The 18,799-nt window shown below is 40.1% G+C and carries 13 protein-coding genes; 6 read left to right on the top strand and 7 right to left on the bottom strand.

Annotated features, from left to right (window positions below):
• The first annotated feature begins 138 nt into the window (after positions 1-138).
• Genes CDA10_RS09120 through CDA10_RS09095 form a run of 6 tightly spaced genes read left to right on the top strand, consistent with a single transcriptional unit; the run spans position 139 to position 6,352 of the window.
• A complete protein-coding gene (locus CDA10_RS09120) occupies positions 139-2,976 on the top strand; it encodes a monovalent cation/H+ antiporter subunit A (protein WP_089605312.1) in 2,838 nt (945 codons plus the stop codon).
• Positions 2,977-2,979: 3 nt separating this feature from the next.
• Positions 2,980-3,345, top strand: coding sequence for a Na+/H+ antiporter subunit C (locus CDA10_RS09115; protein ID WP_089605311.1), 366 nt, complete (start codon positions 2,980-2,982; stop codon positions 3,343-3,345).
• Positions 3,345-5,150, top strand: coding sequence for a monovalent cation/H+ antiporter subunit D (locus tag CDA10_RS09110; protein WP_089605310.1), 1,806 nt, complete (start codon positions 3,345-3,347; stop codon positions 5,148-5,150). Before CDA10_RS09115 ends, CDA10_RS09110 begins: the two co-directional genes overlap by 1 nt.
• Positions 5,151-5,675, top strand: coding sequence for a Na+/H+ antiporter subunit E (locus CDA10_RS09105; RefSeq protein ID WP_089605309.1), 525 nt, complete (start codon positions 5,151-5,153; stop codon positions 5,673-5,675).
• Positions 5,669-5,944, top strand: coding sequence for a monovalent cation/H+ antiporter subunit F (locus CDA10_RS09100; RefSeq protein WP_089605308.1), 276 nt, complete (start codon positions 5,669-5,671; stop codon positions 5,942-5,944). The genes CDA10_RS09105 and CDA10_RS09100 overlap by 7 nt, the downstream gene beginning before the upstream one ends.
• 24 nt (positions 5,945-5,968) lie before the next feature.
• Complete coding sequence (locus CDA10_RS09095) at positions 5,969-6,352, top strand: Na+/H+ antiporter subunit G (protein WP_089605424.1); 384 nt, start codon at positions 5,969-5,971, stop codon at positions 6,350-6,352.
• An 87-nt stretch (positions 6,353-6,439) separates the two neighbouring features.
• On the opposite strand, the gene CDA10_RS09090 is transcribed toward CDA10_RS09095, so the two are convergent.
• The 7 genes from CDA10_RS09090 to pilQ all read right to left on the bottom strand — a co-directional run bounded on the left by CDA10_RS09090 (position 6,440) and on the right by pilQ (position 18,788).
• Positions 6,440-7,330 carry a metal-dependent hydrolase gene (locus CDA10_RS09090; protein WP_089605307.1) on the bottom strand — a complete coding sequence of 297 codons (891 nt, stop codon included), beginning with the start codon at positions 7,328-7,330 and terminating at the stop codon, positions 6,440-6,442.
• 302 nt (positions 7,331-7,632) lie between these two features.
• Positions 7,633-9,054 (bottom strand): FAD-dependent oxidoreductase, encoded by a 1,422-nt coding sequence (locus CDA10_RS09085; RefSeq protein WP_089605306.1) that lies wholly within the window; start codon positions 9,052-9,054, stop codon positions 7,633-7,635.
• A gap of 72 nt (positions 9,055-9,126) precedes the next feature.
• A complete protein-coding gene (gene gltB / locus CDA10_RS09080) occupies positions 9,127-13,602 on the bottom strand; it encodes a glutamate synthase large subunit (RefSeq protein ID WP_171333967.1) in 4,476 nt (1,491 codons plus the stop codon).
• A gap of 424 nt (positions 13,603-14,026) precedes the next feature.
• Positions 14,027-14,896, bottom strand: a complete 870-nt coding sequence (locus CDA10_RS09075; protein ID WP_089605304.1) for a hypothetical protein — start codon at positions 14,894-14,896, stop codon at positions 14,027-14,029.
• 16 nt (positions 14,897-14,912) lie between these two features.
• Positions 14,913-15,992 (bottom strand): 3-dehydroquinate synthase, encoded by a 1,080-nt coding sequence (aroB, locus tag CDA10_RS09070; RefSeq protein WP_089605303.1) that lies wholly within the window; start codon positions 15,990-15,992, stop codon positions 14,913-14,915.
• A 36-nt stretch (positions 15,993-16,028) separates the two neighbouring features.
• Complete coding sequence (aroK, locus tag CDA10_RS09065; protein WP_089605302.1) at positions 16,029-16,571, bottom strand: shikimate kinase AroK; 543 nt, start codon at positions 16,569-16,571, stop codon at positions 16,029-16,031.
• Between the two features lie 36 nt (positions 16,572-16,607).
• A complete protein-coding gene (gene pilQ, locus CDA10_RS09060) occupies positions 16,608-18,788 on the bottom strand; it encodes a type IV pilus secretin PilQ (RefSeq protein WP_089605301.1) in 2,181 nt (726 codons plus the stop codon).
• Positions 18,789-18,799 lie beyond the last annotated feature (11 nt).

The following is an 18,799-nucleotide window of genomic DNA, read 5'->3' as shown; positions in this document are numbered from 1 at the left end:
TATCAAGTTGCGCAACACAACTTGTTTTTGCTTATTAATTTAATTCGGCTTTCAAGATTTAAGTTCTTGGATTGCTCTTTGCGCTCCTCAAGTCCTTGAAAGATAAGATTTACATAGGTTTATGACCTATTCACGACAATGGATACGCGTGTGCTTCCGATTATTGTATTGTTACCATTAATACTTGGCACAACCCTTGTCCTGTGGCTGAAGCAGTTCTCTCGCGGAGTAACAGCTTTAGGAGCGATAGGGGTTAGTCTAAGCAGTTTTATTCTATTACTGACTCAAGCTAAATCAGTATTCAGTGGTCAAACTGTTTTAGAACATTGGCAATGGTTACCTCAAATTGGTATCGATTTCAGCTTTCGCTTAGATGCGCTCAGCCTTATTTTTGCATTGTTGATCAGTGGTATAGGTACACTGATCTATATTTATGCCTATTACTATTTAAATCCTAAAAACTCTCTCAGCAAACTTTATGCATTGCTCATGATGTTTATGACCGCAATGTTGGGAATTTCGCTGTCTAATAATTTAATTATTCTCTTAGTATTTTGGGAACTGACCAGTATTTCATCGTTCTTATTGGTGGGGTATTGGAGCAATTATGATGCTGCGCAACGTGGTTCTCGTATGGCACTGACCATCACGGGAATGGGTGGTTTGGCTATGCTTGGGGGTTTCGTCTTATTGGGACAAATCACAGGAACATACCAGATTGACCAACTCACCACGATGGCAACAACCATTCAAAATAGTCCGCTCTTTGTTCCTGCTTTGTTATTAATTTTACTCGGCGCATTCACCAAAAGTGCACAATTCCCGTTTCACTTTTGGCTACCCAATGCCATGGCAGCCCCGACTCCAGTATCTGCTTATTTACACTCGGCAACCATGGTCAAAGCTGGGATTTTCTTATTGGCTCGCCTGTTGCCGATATTTGTCGGTTCAGCGCTGTATCATAATATCGTCACAACAATTGGTCTATTCACCTTATGTATGGCTGCATTCTTTGCCATATTCAAAGAAGACTTAAAAGGCTTATTGGCATATTCAACCATTAGCCATTTAGGTCTAATTGTATGTTTATTGGGGATGGGTTCACCGCTTGCTGTCGCTGCTGCCATTTTTCATATCATTAACCATGCAACATTTAAAGCTGCGCTGTTCATGATCGCTGGGATCATTGACCATGAGTCTGGGACGCGTGATTTAAGAAAACTGAGTGGGCTATGGCAACTGCTCCCTTTTACTGCGACACTCACTATGATTACCGCAGCAAGTATGGCAGGTGTACCACTGACCAATGGCTTCTTGTCTAAAGAAATGTTCTTTACAGAACTATTGGCTAATTTGTCTGGTGGTTTTGTTGTATTGGCTGCGATCATTGCAACACTTGCTGGGTTATTTGCTGTCGCTTATTCAGTACGTCTCGTACATGGCGTGTTTTTTGATGGTGACATTGGTAAAGGCGTTCCAAATAAAGATGCACATGAACCACCTATAGGCATGCGCGCACCTGCTATTTTATTGGCAACATTATGTATTTTAGTCGGTATTCTACCTGCCTTATTGGTTGAAAATATTGTCAACTCAGGTACACGTGCCAGTACACAACTTCCTACTTTTGAAGGCGTTCATTTAGCCATTTGGCACGGTTTCAACCTCCCCTTGCTGATGAGTGTAATTGCATCGTTGGGTGGTATCGCTTTTTATTTTGTTTTAGCAAAAGGTAGCCGTATCCGCCACATTGACCTTGACCCAATTCTTGGGAGATTCCAAGGCAAATTAATTTTTGAAAATTCTCTCAAAAACTTATTGTTATTCTCACGCAAAATTAAACTAAAAACTGAAACGGGTTCATTACAAAACTATCTCTTATGGATCGTTGTATTCAGTATCGCACTGGTTGCCACACCGCTGCTCAATCAGAATTTAACCACGGGTACTCGTGAATTAACCCATGCACCATTGGTTGCTATTGTGCTTTGGTTACTACTCTTTTCAGCATGTTGGATGATGCTCTGGTTTCACCACGAACGTATTAAAGCCGTACTGATCAGCGGCGCAGTGGGTTTAGTGGTCACCATGATTTTTGTGACTTTATCTGCACCTGATTTAGCATTAACCCAAATCACCGTAGATGTGGTGACAACGGTTCTACTCTTAATGAGTTTATCGTTATTACCACAACTGACACCTTATGAATCTAGCCAAACACGCCGTTGGAGAGATGCCATCATCGCAATTGGGGGCGGTTTGGGGGTAGGCTGGATTGCATGGTTGATCATGACCCGAGATCACAACTCTATCTCATGGTTCTTTGTACAGCAGTCTTTACCGCTTGGTGGCGGTTCAAATATTGTCAACGTCATTCTTGTTGATTTCCGTGGCTTTGATACCTTTGGTGAAATCACGGTATTGGGTATTGCTGCCATTGGCGCACTGTGTTTAATGGATGGTATGCGTACACACGGTACAACCATGACTCAAGGTTTAAGCTACCGTTTTAACCCTTCACCACTCATGTTCCGTATGACGGCTTCGTGGGTACTGCCTATTGCATTGGTGGTGAGTCTTTATATTTTCTTACGTGGTCATAATTATCCGGGCGGTGGCTTTATTGCAGGCCTCATCACCTCAATGGCGTTGATTATTCAATATATTGCACTTGGACAAGATCAAGCTGAAAACATGCTAAAAGCCAAATCAGGTCGTTTATATGAAATTTGGATCGGGCTGGGTTTAATGATTGCAGGATTGACTGGAATCGCAGCATGGCTTTGGAATCGACCATTCCTCACCAGTGCGCATGTCTATGTTGAATCAGGAATTTTTGGAAAATTCCACTTTGCATCTGCCGCAGCATTTGATTTGGGTGTCTATGGCACAGTTGTCGGCGCTGCCATGTTGTTAATTTCGGTACTGGGTGACTCTCGACATTCGAGTATGTCTGGCCCTGTACCTAAGGAGTAAGCCATGATCAGTTTAGAATTTTTAGTTGCATCTGCGATTGGATTACTCATTTCAACAGGGATTTATTTAATCCTCCGTGCACGTACCTTTCCAGTGGTTCTTGGTTTGGCAATGATTGGTTATGCAGTCAATATTTTTCTATTTGCAATGGGAAGATTACAAGTCAGCTCCCCTGCTATTTTAACCAATGCAGCCAAAGTAACCGATCCGCTTCCACAGGCTTTGGTTTTAACTGCCATTGTTATTGGGTTTGCAACAACTGCTTTTATTGTTCAATTGGCTTTACGCAGTCGTTTTGAATCTGGAACCGACCATGTCGATTCTAAAGAAGAATTAAATACTTTTGACGCGCGTGAGGATGAGCCTTAATGATGACTTTTATCAATTTCTGGCATGCTCACACACCTATTCTGAGTATTTTAATTCCTGCTTTTACGGCATTTTTATTGGTGCTATTGGGTAATCCGGGTTCAGGTTCTTTAGCTCGTGACTGGCGTCAGCCTTGGCGTCGTGGTCTCAGTTTAATTTCTGTCGTACTTGGACTAGCAACAGCAATCACTTATTTAATTCAAGCCAGTTCAGGACAAATCTTTGTTTATCAACTCAGTGAATGGTCTGCACCTTTTGGTATTGTCCTCGTATTAGATCGTTTATCCGCTTTGATGGTCGTACTGACTTATATACTCGCGACTCCAGTACTGTGGTTTGCAAGTAAGCAATGGGATGAGCGTGGCCGTTATTTCCATACCATGTTTCACTTTCTGCTCATGGGAATTTGTGGTGCATTTTTAACAGGCGACTTATTTAACTTATTTGTTTTTTTTGAAATCTTGTTAATGGCCTCCTATGTACTTCTCCTCCATGGACAAGGCAAAGCGCGCTTCCAACTTGGTATTCATTACGTCACTATCAACTTAGTTGCTTCTGCACTATTCCTTATTGGTTTAGGCATGATTTATGGCGCAGTGGGTAGCTTAAACATGGCAGATGTTGCTCGCTTATTACCAACACTTGAAAATGATCAACATAAACTAGCCATTGCAGGTGGATTGCTGTTATTCGCAGTTTTCGGAATTAAAGCTGCTATGCTTCCTGTCGGTTTTTGGTTACCCAAAACTTATGCTGTTGCTGCAACCCCTGTTGCTGCTATCTTTACCATCATGACCAAAGTTGGTATTTATGCGATTTTACGTGTCAATGGTACAGTTTTCCATGATGACTTAGCGCAAAGCTATTTGAACTATTGGTTATTGCCGATTGGTTTAATCACTTCTTTATATGGCGTGATTGCAGCCATGGGTGCTGATCGTTTAAGACGTTTTGCTGGTTTTATGGTGCTGTCTTCTGTTGGGACTATCCTCATTGCCATATCGATTATGAATACTTCTGCTTGGGCAGCAGGACTATATTATCTCGTTCATAGTACACTGATTGCAGCAGCATTTTATTTACTATGCGGTTGGATCACGTCACAACGTGGTGAATTTAAAGATCATTTAAAAGTTTCACCAAAAATGAAACAAGACGGATTGGTCGCAGCAACATTCTTTATGATTGCTTTAATGATGGCAGGATTACCGCCTTTCAGTGGTTTCTTGGGTAAAGTTCTCCTGCTCCAAGCAACAGCAGATTTCCCTTATCAAGCATGGGTCATTGCTATTGTATTGATTGTCAGCTTACTGAGTATTATTGCATTTACCCGCGTTGGTTTTATCCTCTTTTGGCGTGCAACCACACCTGAAGCAGATATTCGCAAGCCAGCGTTTAATGCCTATCAAGCTTTACCTGAAAAAGCACCGCCTCGTAATGATAAAAGTATTTATCTTTTACTTTCAGGGTTAATGCTGTACGTGATTTGTGCCGCACCCATTCTCAAATATATTGATCAAACTGCATTACAACTCGCTGACAGCTCCGCATACGAGCACGCTATTTTGAAAAAGGATTCACAAGGTCATATCATTAGCGTACAGCCTTATGATGCGAACTATATTCCTGAAACAAAATATGGCGGAGAGACTATAGACAAAAATGCACAATATATTCCCTATGTGATTGACGAAGATACCTTTCAAGGCGAACACATTTCGCAATATAAACAACAGCAAATTCAGCAACAAGTTGAACAAAGTCACACGCCTGAAAATGCTAAACTGAAGCCAATGGAGCAATAAATGAAGCAAAATTTGTCTTTACTTGATCGCTACTTACCGCATCCATTTGTTTCAGTCATTGTTGCAATGAGCTGGTTAATGCTCAATCACAGCGCAGAATTATTTGATGTTGTTGTCGCGATTATTCTTGGTTTAATTATTCCAAAATTGATTCAGCCTTTTATTGTCAATACACCCAATATTCACTGGCGTGCAGCAATTCAGCTGTTTTTTATCGTATTTTGGGACATTTGCGTTTCAAATATTCGCGTTGCAAAACAAGTGCTTGGCCCAACCAAAAATTTACATCCAAAATGGTTTCGTGTTCCTTTAGACACAGACCATGAACATGTGAATTCACTGCTTGCCATGATTATCACCACCACACCTGGAACTGTCAGTGCGGGGATTGATCAAGAGCGTGGTGATATTCTCGTCCATGCCTTAAGTTTAGATGATCCTGAAGCTGAAATTCAGCAAATTAAAGCGCGTTATGAATACCGTTTGATGGCTATTTTTAGCGTTCAGCAAGGAGAATCATCATGATATTGCCTTATGCTCTAGGAATTTGCCTCTTTGCTGTAACGATTTCCATGTTGCTGTGCCTTGTTCGCCTAGTCATAGGGCCGTCTATTGTTGACCGATTATTGGCATTAGATACTTTGTTTTTGAATGCGACATGTTTAATCGTCATTCTTGGGATTTATTGGGCGAGTACCTCTATGTTCGAAGGTGCATTATTGGTCGCAATGCTCGGTTTTGTTTCTACTGCTGCTTTAGCACGTTATTTCACGACTGGTCATGTCGTCGATTAAAAGGAGAGCTTCATGGAAAATAACATGCAACTTATGATGGAAGTTATTGTTTCTTTCTTTTTAATTATCGGTGCTTTCTTCACTCTTGTAGGGGGAATCGGTATTGTCAAACTTCCTGACTTATTTATGCGTTTGCATGCACCAACTAAAGCAAGTACTTTGGGTTTAGGTAGCTTTTTAATCGCAGCAATGATTTATGCAGCATTTAATCATCGTTTTGGTTTTGCTGAATTATTAATTACTTTACTTGCCTTCATTACAGCACCTGTATCTGCAAATTTGATCGCACAAGCTGCAATGCATTTACGTTTACGTTCTACTTCAGGCGATGTCCCTGAAGCTTTAGACAGACCATTACCATGGCAACGTCAGAAAGTAATGAAACAATTTAAAGATGGTAAATTTTAAGAATTTAGAATCCATATAAAAATAGCTACAATAAAAAGCCAATGTCCATCATTGGCTTTTTATTTATTTCATCAATCATACAAACAATTAGCTATATAAAACTGGATGTATTTCCTCTTGGAAGCTTTCCATACCATATTCATCTGCTAATTTTTCTTTCCAATATGCCACAATTTTACTGTAATCAATTTCATCAGGGTGGAAATCTGCTTTGTAATAAGACAAATATTCAGGAATCAATGAAATCAACATTTTTGAAATCATATAGATACCATACAGATTCTGTGTCACTTTCGGCACACTCTTACGCCAATCTTGCATAAACAAACGCGTTGCCGAATAAAAAGTTAAGCTGGCAAAACCTGTCGTAACATTACGCATGACTGTTCGACGTGTACGATCATCCTTATAAATTGCTTGGTACACATCAAAAGCCACCGCGCGATGTTCTATTTCTTCAATCGCATGCCATACCCACAGCTTGATTGCATCGTCATCTAAAGTGCTCAGTACTTGTGGATTACGTAAGATGTATCCACCTAATAAAGCGGTAAAATGCTCAAAAGCACAGGTCACCGCTAACTGCAATTTTGGATGAACACTTTTAATAAAATCATCACGGCGGGCCAACCACGCTTGAAAATTGTCTAGGTTATAGTCATCACGACGCCACGCATCATTGAATTCAGCATGTGCTTTAGAATGCATAGCTTCCTGACCAATAAAGGCAGCAATCTGAGCTTGTAGTTTTTCATCGCTGATTTTGTCACGTACATTGCGCACGCTATGCACAAAAAATTGCTCACCAATTGGAAATGTGGATGAGAGTGCAGTTAATAAGTGTGACATTACTGGTGAGTTAGCAAAGAAATGTCTACGAATGGCTTGCGGATTAAAGCTTGGTTTACGGACTTTAATACCAATGGCTTTTGGACGATTTAAATATGTTTTTTCTGCCGTCGCTTGAACTACTGTCATAGGTTTAATCCTACATTTGTCTGAATATAAATCTATATTGGCAGAAACTATACATTTGTATATTGCAAAATAGATCCTAGAATGACCAGAATGCTCAGTTTGAGGAAGAAGCGACTATATAAGACTACAAATATGCGCTCACTTACAAAATAAAAATTAATGATTATTAGAAACTTAGCAGCTTATTTTTATTCTCAATGTTATTCACATTTTGTCACTAAAACGACTCGGTATCCGATGAAAAACAAAGCCTGCAAATATGCAGGCTTTGAAAATAAGTTTGGAAGATTTAGGTTTTAAAATTAAACACCAAGGTAATCTAAAATACCTTCAGCAGCTTCACGACCTTCCCAAATCGCAGTAACAACAAGGTCAGAACCACGAACCATATCACCACCAGCAAAGATTTTTGGATTAGACGTTTGGAATTTAAATTCTTGCTGTTCAGCAGCAATCACTCGACCAGAACCATCTAAACCAATATTTGCACCTGTAAACCAATCTGCTGGGCTAGTACGGAAACCAAAAGCAAGTAATACAGCATCTGCTGCTAAGACTTCTTCAGAACCCGGAATTGGCTCAGGGCTACGACGACCACGGCTGTCAGGGTTACCAAGTTGTGTAGTCACAACTTTAACACCTGTCACTTTGCCATTTTCACCAATAATTTCAATTGGCTGACGGTTAAATTGGAAATCTACACCCTCTTCACGTGCATTTTTCACTTCACGGCGTGAACCTGGCATATTTTCTTCATCACGACGATATGCACAAACGACTGATTCGGCACCTTGACGAATCGAAGTACGGTTGCAGTCCATGGCAGTATCACCACCACCCAGTACAATCACCTTTTTGCCTTCTACGCTAATGTATTCCGTTGGATCTTTTTCCCAACCTTGAGTACGGTTAACATTGGCAATCAAGAAGTCTAGGGCATCATAAACACCATCAAGATCTTCACCTGCGAATCCACCTTTCATGTAGGTGTACGTACCCATCCCCATGAACACAGCATCATAGTCTGCAAGTAATTGATCGATAGTAATATCTATACCAATTTCAGTATTTAAACGGAATTCCACGCCCATACCTGTGAAAATTTCACGGCGACGCTTCATCACATCTTTTTCCATTTTAAATTCTGGAATACCGAACGTTAATAAACCACCAATTTCAGGGCGTTTATCAAATACAACAGGCTTAACCCCATTACGTACTAGAATATCAGCACAGCCTAAACCTGCTGGGCCTGCACCAATAATGGCAACTTTTTTATTTGTCCACTTTACAGAAGACATATCTGGACGCCAGCCAAGTGCAAAAGCGGTGTCGTTAATATATTTCTCTGCATTACCAATTGTCACTGCACCAAAACCATCATTTAAGGTACAAGCACCTTCGCATAAACGGTCTTGAGGGCATACGCGACCACAAACTTCTGGCAATGTGTTGGTTTGATGACAAAGTTCAGCAGCTTGGAAAATACGACCTTCTGCAATCAGCTTTAACCAGTTTGGAATGTAATTATGTACTGGACATTTCCATTCACAATACGGGTTACCACAGCCCAAACAACGGTGGGTTTGATTTGCTGCCACTTCCGCTGTAAAAGGCTTATAAATTTCCACAAACTCAGCTTTGCGGACAGTTAGATCTTTTTTCTCTGGATCTTGGCGTGCTACATCCAGAAACTGAAAGTCATTGTTTAGGCGCTCTGCCATGTCTCTCTCCGTGGGTAGGTGCGAACTGTTTATTTATCAGTTGCACCTGCCTATATATCTACAGTAGTGGAATTATTGTGGATCAGCTTGAGTTGTTTTTAACAAAGTCTGCAAATTCGCAGCTTTTGGTTTTACCAGCCAGAATTTACGACCATAAAAATCAAACTCATTGCGGATCTTATACGCCCAAGCACTACCTGTTTCTTTAATATGTTCATCTAAGATACGACCTAAGAACGCCTTGTGCTCTTCCATCGACTCTGTAGAAATACGGTTTAACTCAATCAATTCATGATTATAATGATCAACAAAGTCATTATCTAAATCAAGTACATAAGCAAAACCGCCTGTCATACCTGCACCGAAGTTATGACCTACTTTACCAAGTACAGTCACAATACCACCAGTCATGTATTCACAACAGTGATCACCTGCGCCTTCAATCACAGCAAATGCGCCTGAGTTACGTACAGCAAAACGTTCACCCGCAGTACCTGCGGCAAACAGTTTACCACCAGTTGCACCGTATAAACATGTGTTACCAATGATTGCTGTTTCTTGAGTTTGGAATGGCGAGCCTTTTGGTGGGAAAATCGATACTCGACCACCTGCCATACCTTTACCAACATAATCGTTTGCATCACCTTCAAGTTTGATATGCAAACCACCTGCATTCCAAACACCCAGTGATTGACCTGCTGTACCTGTTAAATTCATTTTTACAGGATGCGCTTCCATACTCAAGTTGCCATAACGTTTCGCAATCTCACCTGAAATACGCGCACCGATTGAACGGTCACAGTTACCAATAGTGAAATGATATTCACCACCCGTACCTGCTTCAATGGCTGGCAACATTTCACCAATCATTTTCTCAGCCAATACACCTTTATCAAATGGGGCATTGCCCTGGACTTGACAATATTGTGCTTTACCTTCAGCAGATGGATGTGATTCAAGTAGTGCACTTAAATCAAGATGTGCCTGTTTCTCAGTTTCACCTGGGAGTACTTCCAACAAATCTGTACGACCAATCAAGTCTTTGAGTGACGCAACACCTAATGCCGCTAACCATTCACGTGTTTCTTCCGCAATAAAGTGGAAGAAATTAATGAGCATTTCTGGCTCACCAATATAATGCTCTTGACGTAAATGATCTTGTTGCGTTGCAACACCTGTCGCACAGTTATTTAAATGGCAAATACGTAGGTATTTACAACCCAATGCGATCATTGGTGTTGAACCAAAACCGAAGCTTTCTGCACCTAGGATCGCCGCTTTAACAACGTCTAAACCAGTCTTTAAACCACCATCCGTTTGTACACGAACTTTTCCACGAAGGTCATTCACACGGAGTGCTTGATGTGCTTCTGAAAGACCTAATTCCCACGGTGAACCCGCATGATGAATTGAAGACAATGGAGAAGCTGCTGTACCACCGTCATAGCCCGAAATCGTAATGAAATCTGCGTATGCTTTTGCAACACCTGCCGCAATCGTACCAACACCCGGCTCAGATACTAACTTCACTGAAACCATCGCTTGAGGATTGACTTGTTTTAAGTCAAAAATCAATTGTGATAAATCTTCAATAGAATAAATATCATGGTGCGGCGGTGGAGAAATTAGGGTCACACCTGGTACTGAATAACGTAAACGTGCAATTAAACCATTTACTTTACCACCTGGTAACTGACCACCTTCACCCGGTTTTGCACCTTGTGCAACTTTAATCTGAAGAACTTCTGCAGATGTTAAATATGCAGGTGTCACACCGAAACGACCCGAAGCAATTTGTTTGATTTTCGAGTTACGAATCGTACCGTAACGTGCAGGGTCTTCGCCGCCCTCACCTGAGTTTGAACGACCACCAATCGTATTCATTGCGATTGCAATTGCTTCATGAGCTTCAGGAGACAATGCACCTAAAGACATACCCGCAGAGTCAAAACGTGGCAGAATTTGTTCTACAGACTCAACCGCTTCCAATGGAATAGAATTGTCAGTTTTTAACTTGAATAAATCACGAATGGTTGCAATCGGACGATTATTAACAAGTTCTGCATATTCTTTAAAGTCAGCATAGTTACCTGAACGTACAGATTTGTGCAATGCATTGATTACATCAGGGTTAAATGCATGGTATTCCTTATCGAAAACGAATTTTAATAATCCGCCTTGTTCAATAGGTTTACGTGCTTTCCAAGCAAGCTCAGCTAATTTTTTCTGATCATTTTCTAGGTCAACAAAAGTTGCGCCTTTGATACGGCTTGGCACACCTGTAAAGCATTTATTCACAACTTCTTCAGACAAACCAACCGCTTCGAATAACTGACCGCCACGATAAGAAGCAACCGTAGAAATACCCATTTTCGAAAGTACTTTTAATAAGCCTTTTTCAATCCCTTTACGGAAGTTTGCTTGAGCATGAATTGGGTCGCCTAATAACTCACCTTTGGCAATCAAATCATTGATGACGTCGTATGCTAAATATGGATAAATTGCAGTTGCACCGAAGCCTAAGATCACTGCAAATTGATGCGGATCACGTGCAATCGCAGTTTCTACAATAATGTTAGCATCGGTACGTAAACCAACACTGATCAAGTAATGGTGAATCGCACCAGTCACCATCGCAGTGTTCGCAGGCAAATAACCTTCACGAATTTTTCTATCAGAAAGCACTAGTAACGTTTTGCCATCACGAATTGCTTGCGCAGCTTCTTCACAAATACGTGTAATCGCCGCTTCTAAACCTTCAGTTTCAGCATAGTTCACATCGATATCAGCAATTTCGTAACCTTTACGACCAATGGTACGAATTTGGTGCATTTTCGAGTTTGAAAGTACTGGACTTGAAATAATCAAACGATCAGCATGTTCTGGGCTTTGCTCAAATACATTTTGCTCACGACCTAGACACGTTTCCAATGACATAACAATCGATTCACGCAATGGATCGATTGGTGGATTGGTCACCTGAGCAAATTGTTGGCGGAAGTAATCTGTCAAATGGCGTACTTGACGTGACAATACCGCCATTGGCGTATCATCACCCATTGAACCTACAGCTTCCTGACCACTTTCAGCGATTGGACGCAACAATTGATCACGCTCTTCAAATGTCACCATAAACATTTTTTGAGCAGCTTTTAGATCATCACCTTTTAAGCCTTGATCACACAAGTATTCTTCAAGCTCTGGGCTGCCTTGTAAATGAACTGAATGCTCGCGTAACCATTCACGGTAAGGACGCATTTTTTTCAAATGGTTGCTGACATCTTTAGTGTCAAGCATTTTGCCTGTAAATGTATCAACGACAAGGATTTGACCAGGACCTACACGACCTTTAGAAACAACATCCTCAGGCTCATAACCCCATACACCAATTTCTGATGCAAGTGTGATGTAACCATTTTTCGTAATCACCCAACGTGCTGGACGTAATCCATTACGGTCTAACATACAAATTGCATGGCGACCATCTTGAATCACTAGACCCGCAGGGCCATCCCAAGCTTCCATATGCTTAGAGTTAAATTCATAGAATGCACGTAAGTCTGCATCTAAAGTTTCTACATTCTGCCAAGCTGGTGGAACAAGCATACGTAACGCACGGAACAAGTCCATACCGCCACCAACGAGGATTTCAAGCATATTATCCATACTTGATGAATCTGAACCTGTACGATTTACAATCGGGTTAAGTTCAGTTAAACCTTGTAACAGTGGATTTTCAAATTTAGGTGTACGCGCAGCAGCCCAGTTACGGTTTGCTGTAATCGTATTGATTTCACCATTGTGCGCTAAATAACGGAATGGTTGTGCCAAAGGCCAACGCGGTAAAGTATTGGTTGAGAAACGTTGGTGGAACACAACAATATGTGAATCCAAACGCTCATCTGCAAGATCTGTATAGAATTCTGCAATAAACGCAGGCATCATTAAACCTTTATAACTAATCACTGTAGAGCACAGTGTAGTTACATAAAAGTACGGATCATTGGTGATTTGCTGTTCTGCACGACGACGTGCCATAAATAACTTACGATTGAATTCCGCTTCTGTTACACCCATTGGGCAATTGACAAAAATTTGCTCAAACGCAGGTAAAGACTGCATTGCAATCGAACCTAATGCGTCATTATTGGTTGGAACAACGCGCCAACCAATTACACGACAACCTTCTTCTTCTATTTCTTTGGTTAAAATCTGTTTTGCATGTGCGGCTAATGCTGGATCTAAATTTAAGAATACAGTACCGACAGCAAATATTTCACTCAGTGTAATATCACTAATTTTTTTCGCTTCTTCACGGAAGAATGCCTTCGGCATAGCCAAGAGCAATCCGCAACCATCACCGGTCTTACCATCTGCAGCAATACCACCACGGTGCGTCATACAACTTAGACTATGAATTGCGGTCTTGACCAAGTCGTGACTTGCATCACCTTGCATATGGGCGATTAAGCCGAAACCACAGTTATCTTTAAACTCATCCGGTTGGTATAAACCTTGAGCGGGAGCTACAGTGTTAGGCGATGGCATGTGCATAGCGTACCCTTCTTTCTACATAGGCCCATTAAGGGCGAAAAACATTCAAACCTTAAATTACGACTTTTCAGGCATTTTCGTAAGCTAGTAAACCACTTAGTTACAATGAAACACCAGTCTCTTTTCACTTTAATTGAAAAATTGTTTTACAATTTTCGCACTGTATTAAAGCACTTAAATAGACAAATATCGCACACCAATTGAATCATTTCGCGCCAAAATAGGGACAATTAACTCAATTAGCGCAACAATAAAGCAAAAAATATGCCAATTATTATTCTTAGTCACCAAACTACTCAAATATATTAAAATAAAAGCCTTGTTAAAAAATTACACAAATAACCAATCAATTTTTAAGCACCACTACTGTGCAAATAACAAGTTTAATGTTTAATTTCGCACCATATAGGTGCTTATTCTAATTAAATGGATCGCTAATTTCATGCTCTACTGGCTTTTTCTCAGCAGAAGGTGCTACTGGATCTTTATTTTTGTTCTGAGTTTGTGCAGTTGTCGATTGTGATTTCTGCACATCAACTACATTGCCTGATTCATCGCGACGAGTAATTGTCGTTTGCGTGGTATTTACAGTAGTATTAGAACCTGTAATTGCAGCAAGTGCAGATTTTGCTTGAGCCAATAAAGACTCATCAACAACAGGAAGTGGTGCAGATTTTAATTTAACCTCATACAGCTTATTTGTACCCATCATTTCATCTGAACCTAGATCATTGACGAAAGCTGCATATTTTTCGAATTGAACTGCTTGAGGATGTATTGCAGTAGGTAGTTTAATACCAAGTTGCTCTAGCTGAGCCTTTGCTTGATGATCATTCTGAAATACACCATAGACCAAAACATATTGCTCAGTTTGATTTTCACCACTTAAACGAAAATAAATAAAGTTTTTACGATCAGTCTGTTTTTGCAAAAAGCTACGAATAATATCTTCATCTGTAACTTTAAATAGTTCAACTGTCCAAGCTTTCTTATTTTCTTGAAAAAATTTAGTCCCACGGAATTCAGCAGTATGATTCCCTGCGGTTACAACACGAGTCGTCATTTCAAGTGGGCGCACCTCATCCATCAAACTTCCTAAATGAGCAGATGCAGCAACCTTTTCAGGCTGAATCTGAACTTGAGTTTCACCAATTGGATTTGTTACTGTAACCAAGTCTTTGGTATCTGTAATCGCCCAAAAGATCAAAGCCGCAAGGAGGCACAACAATCCGCCAATTAACCAAATATATTGTCGAATATTTTGCCAATTTGTACGAATTACTACCATTTGAAACTAACCTTTTCTATATTTGATTCGCTAAAATCGCTTGCTTCATCAACTCGACATCAAACTCTTTCGTGATCATCGCTTGACCTATTTGCTTCATTAATACTAAACGGAGTTGTCCATTTAATACCTTTTTATCATGCGACATATACGCTAAAAATTCATCGAGTGGAATTTTAGGACATGCTACAGGCAATTGAGCACGTTGTATGATTTTTTTTGTACGCTCCAAATCATTTTGTGAAATCCAACCCATTCGACAAGAAAGATCAGCAGCCATCACCATACCTGTTGCGACAGCCTCACCATGCAACCAAACCCCATAACCAAGATAAGACTCGATGGCATGACCAAAAGTATGTCCTAAATTAAGTAAAGCACGCTCACCTTGCTCTTTTTCATCATTTGCAACAATACGTGCTTTATGCGCACAAGAACGATAAACAGCTTCAGCCAATAATTCTGGATTTCGTGCAATCAATCCATCCATATTCGCTTCTAACCAAACTAAAAATGCTTCATCACCCAATAATGCATATTTAATCACTTCGGCTAAACCTGCCGATAATTCACGTTCAGGCAATGTTTTCAACTGAGCCATATCAGCCAAGACAACTTGCGGTTGCTGAAATGCCCCAATCATATTTTTGCCCAATGGATGATTAATTCCCGTTTTACCGCCAACGCTTGAATCCACTTGAGACAATAAAGTTGTAGGTACTTGAATGAAATAAACACCTCGCTGGAAACATGCGGATGCAAATCCAGCCATATCACCAATTACACCACCGCCTAAAGCCAATACTGTACAATCACGATTAAAACTTGCTTCAAGCAATGCATCAAAAATAAGATTTAAATGTTCACTATTTTTATACTTTTCACCATCTAGCAATACACATACTGCAACTTGCTTACCGAGTTGTTCAATTGCTTCCACATAATGTGATAAATATAAAGGCTGCACTGTAGTATTGGTGACAATCATGACCTGACGCCCATGAATATGAGTCTCAAGTAATTGTTGTGGATTTAAGTGACTACCAATAAAAATTGGATAACGACGTTCACCCAGTTCTACATGTAAAGTTTGCATGATTCTGCCAAATAATAAATAACGATAATTTACGGATTAAACAATCTCTTTTGAAACAATAAGCTGCAATATCTTCAATGCCAGATCTCGTGCAGCACCTTGGTTGGTTTCAATAATATAATGCGCAACATCTCGATAAAGTGGATCACGTGCTTTAAGTAGATCTTTTAACTTCCGTTCTGGATTTTCAACTTGTAATAAAGGACGGTTTTTATCTCGATGCGTACGTAGCAACTGAATTTCCACAGGTGTATACAAATAAATCACAATACCCCGATGTTTAAGATATTCGCGATTCATCACTTGCGTAACAGCACCACCACCTGTTGCGACAACTAAATTTTTCTTAGAAGTTAAATCATCTATAACGATCGTTTCTCTTGTTCGGAAACCTTGCTCGCCTTCTTTTTCAAAAATCCAAGGGATCGATGCCCCAGTTTTTCGTTCTATCTCATGATCACTGTCTAGAAATTCACGACCTAACAGTTCTGCCAAATGCCGACCGACTGTTGTTTTTCCTGCTCCCATGGGCCCTACCAAATAAATATTTGGTAGGGTTTCAAACTCTTTGCTTGGCAAGGAGTCACCTATCGAATTGCTTTCATTGAAAGTATATTAATGATTTCTAGTACGACTGTCATTAACAATTCTAGGTGTCACGAAGATTAATAGCTCACGCTTATTATCAGATTTCACATCTTTGCGGAATAGTCGCCCTAAGTAAGGAATATCCCCTAAGAAAGGAACTTTGGTCTGACTATTTTGGGTTTGTTGTTCAAAAATACCACCTAAAACAACAGTTTCACCATTATCCACCAATACATTGGTATTGATTTCATTTTTATTCAACGTCAATTCACCATTAGGTGCTGGAGCACCTACAGTATCACTGGTAATGTTCAATTGCATTTGTACTTTCCCATCAGGGGTAATACTAGGTGTTACATCTAAGCTCAATAAAACATCTTTAAATGAAGTTGTTGCAGTTGCAGTACCACCTGCAGTTTCTACTGTTTGGTATGGAACCTGTTGACCCGAAGCCACTTTGGCTTTTTGCTTATCCGCAGTCATAACCTTTGGTGTTGAAATCACTTCTCCATAACCATCAGCCTGTAATGCCGATAGTTCTAAATCTAACATAAAATCAGAGAGACTAATTAAACCAAAAGCAATTTTACCCGCCGCATTTTCTATACCTAAATCTACATTCAAGTTATCTGGACGGTTTATTGTGTATTTTCCATCATCATCAGGTGTTTTCAAATCCCATAGTGTCTGATCACTTCCACCAACTAACAAATCATTATTTTGATTAATACCTTTAGATAAAACCCCCCATTTCACTCCCATCTCTTTAGTAAAATCTGTTGTTGCACGTACAATTCGTGCTTCCACCATGACTTGCTTTACCGAAACATCAAGTAAATCAATCATTTTGCGAATTTGATCTATTTTCTGTGAAGTATCATTAATAATCAATGTATTCGTTCTAGGGTCAACCGAAACCGTACCACGTGGACTAAGCAGACTACCTACACTATCTCCCAATGGATCTACATTACTTCCACTTGAAGCCGAACCTGAATTATTACTATTTTTACCTTGAACTATTAATTTCTCAATATCTGTGGCTTTGGCATAATTCAGTTGAACATATTCTGTTTGTAAGGGAGATAATTTTACACTTTGTGCTAAAGCTTTCGCCTCATCTTCCTCAGATTTAATTAACTCCGTGACTGGTGCAATCCAAATCACACTGCCATTTCGGCGTTTATCGAGATTTTTAGTTTTTAAAACGATATCCAGCGCCTGATCCCACGGAACATCTTTTAAGCGCAAAGTAATATTACCCTGTACACTATCAGAAGCCACCATATTGATGCCAGTAAAGTCTGCAAGTAATTGCAGTACGCGACGTACTTCAATGTCTTGAAAATCTAAAGATATCTTCTTACCTGTATAGGATTGACTTGAACTTGGACGAATCAACTTGTTTTCAGCAGGTCGCTTTAAACTTACTGTCAGTTTATTTTCAGCCTGATAAGCCATATATTCATAGCTACCCGAAGACTGAATCGTGATTACACCATTTGAACCATCATTATAAGCATCAATAGACGACACAGGTGTTGCGAAATCATTCACATTTAAACGACGAATTAAATGTGCAGGAATCTTATTCCCCAATGTACGGATAACAACTTTACTACCTTGTTGTTGCACATCTATTGGCGTATTCGCCCCAGATAAATTTACAAAAACTTGACCTTCACCGACATTTCCACGCTGAAAACCAATATCAGCAATTCCCTGTTGAGCTTGTTTTGCGTTAACAGGTGTTGAATAAGCAGGTAAAGCCGCTGCTTGGTTCACATTATTCATTTTCAGAATAAAGGTATTACCCTCAACACGTGTGGTAAAAGGACCACTGTTCTTTAAATTCACTGTTAAACGTGAACGTTGATCATCAGCACTAACATCAACCGAAGTCGCTTCATCGCTCGCCACTGGAATCGTTGTTTGCGTTAAGTTTTGCTTTGCATTATCAAAATCTAAAATTAATCGAGATGGATTATCCAATTGATATGCTTGCGGTTGTGGTGGTAAGCCATTGAACATGACACGGATCTCAGTTCCTTGTCCTGGTATTTTCATTGGCACGATATTGGTCATCGTTGTTTGCGCTGTTGCCACTTGCATAATCGCGATTGATACAGCCGCCATTGTAAATTGACGAAGGTGACTATTCATAAACTGACCATCCCCACTAAACATACTTTTTAAACTATTTTTCATTTTTATTCCTT

This window comes from Acinetobacter piscicola (genome assembly GCF_002233755.1).
In the GTDB taxonomy this organism is placed as follows: domain Bacteria; phylum Pseudomonadota; class Gammaproteobacteria; order Pseudomonadales; family Moraxellaceae; genus Acinetobacter; species Acinetobacter piscicola.
This window is presented reverse-complemented; position numbering and strand designations above follow the sequence as displayed.

What these genes read in the sequence shown, in the direction of transcription:
- CDA10_RS09120 (WP_089605312.1), top strand. Translation starts at nt 139, where the DNA reads ATGGATACGCGTGTGCTTCCGATTATTGTATTGTTACCATTAATACTT.
- CDA10_RS09115 (WP_089605311.1), top strand. Translation starts at nt 2,980, where the DNA reads ATGATCAGTTTAGAATTTTTAGTTGCATCTGCGATTGGATTACTCATT.
- CDA10_RS09110 (WP_089605310.1), top strand. Translation starts at nt 3,345, where the DNA reads ATGATGACTTTTATCAATTTCTGGCATGCTCACACACCTATTCTGAGT.
- CDA10_RS09105 (WP_089605309.1), top strand. Translation starts at nt 5,151, where the DNA reads ATGAAGCAAAATTTGTCTTTACTTGATCGCTACTTACCGCATCCATTT.
- CDA10_RS09095 (WP_089605424.1), top strand. Translation starts at nt 5,969, where the DNA reads ATGCAACTTATGATGGAAGTTATTGTTTCTTTCTTTTTAATTATCGGT.
- CDA10_RS09090 (WP_089605307.1), bottom strand. Translation starts at nt 7,330, where the DNA reads ATGACAGTAGTTCAAGCGACGGCAGAAAAAACATATTTAAATCGTCCA.
- CDA10_RS09085 (WP_089605306.1), bottom strand. Translation starts at nt 9,054, where the DNA reads ATGGCAGAGCGCCTAAACAATGACTTTCAGTTTCTGGATGTAGCACGC.
- gltB (WP_171333967.1), bottom strand. Translation starts at nt 13,602, where the DNA reads ATGCCATCGCCTAACACTGTAGCTCCCGCTCAAGGTTTATACCAACCG.
- CDA10_RS09075 (WP_089605304.1), bottom strand. Translation starts at nt 14,896, where the DNA reads ATGGTAGTAATTCGTACAAATTGGCAAAATATTCGACAATATATTTGG.
- aroB (WP_089605303.1), bottom strand. Translation starts at nt 15,992, where the DNA reads ATGCAAACTTTACATGTAGAACTGGGTGAACGTCGTTATCCAATTTTT.
- pilQ (WP_089605301.1), bottom strand. Translation starts at nt 18,788, where the DNA reads ATGAAAAATAGTTTAAAAAGTATGTTTAGTGGGGATGGTCAGTTTATG.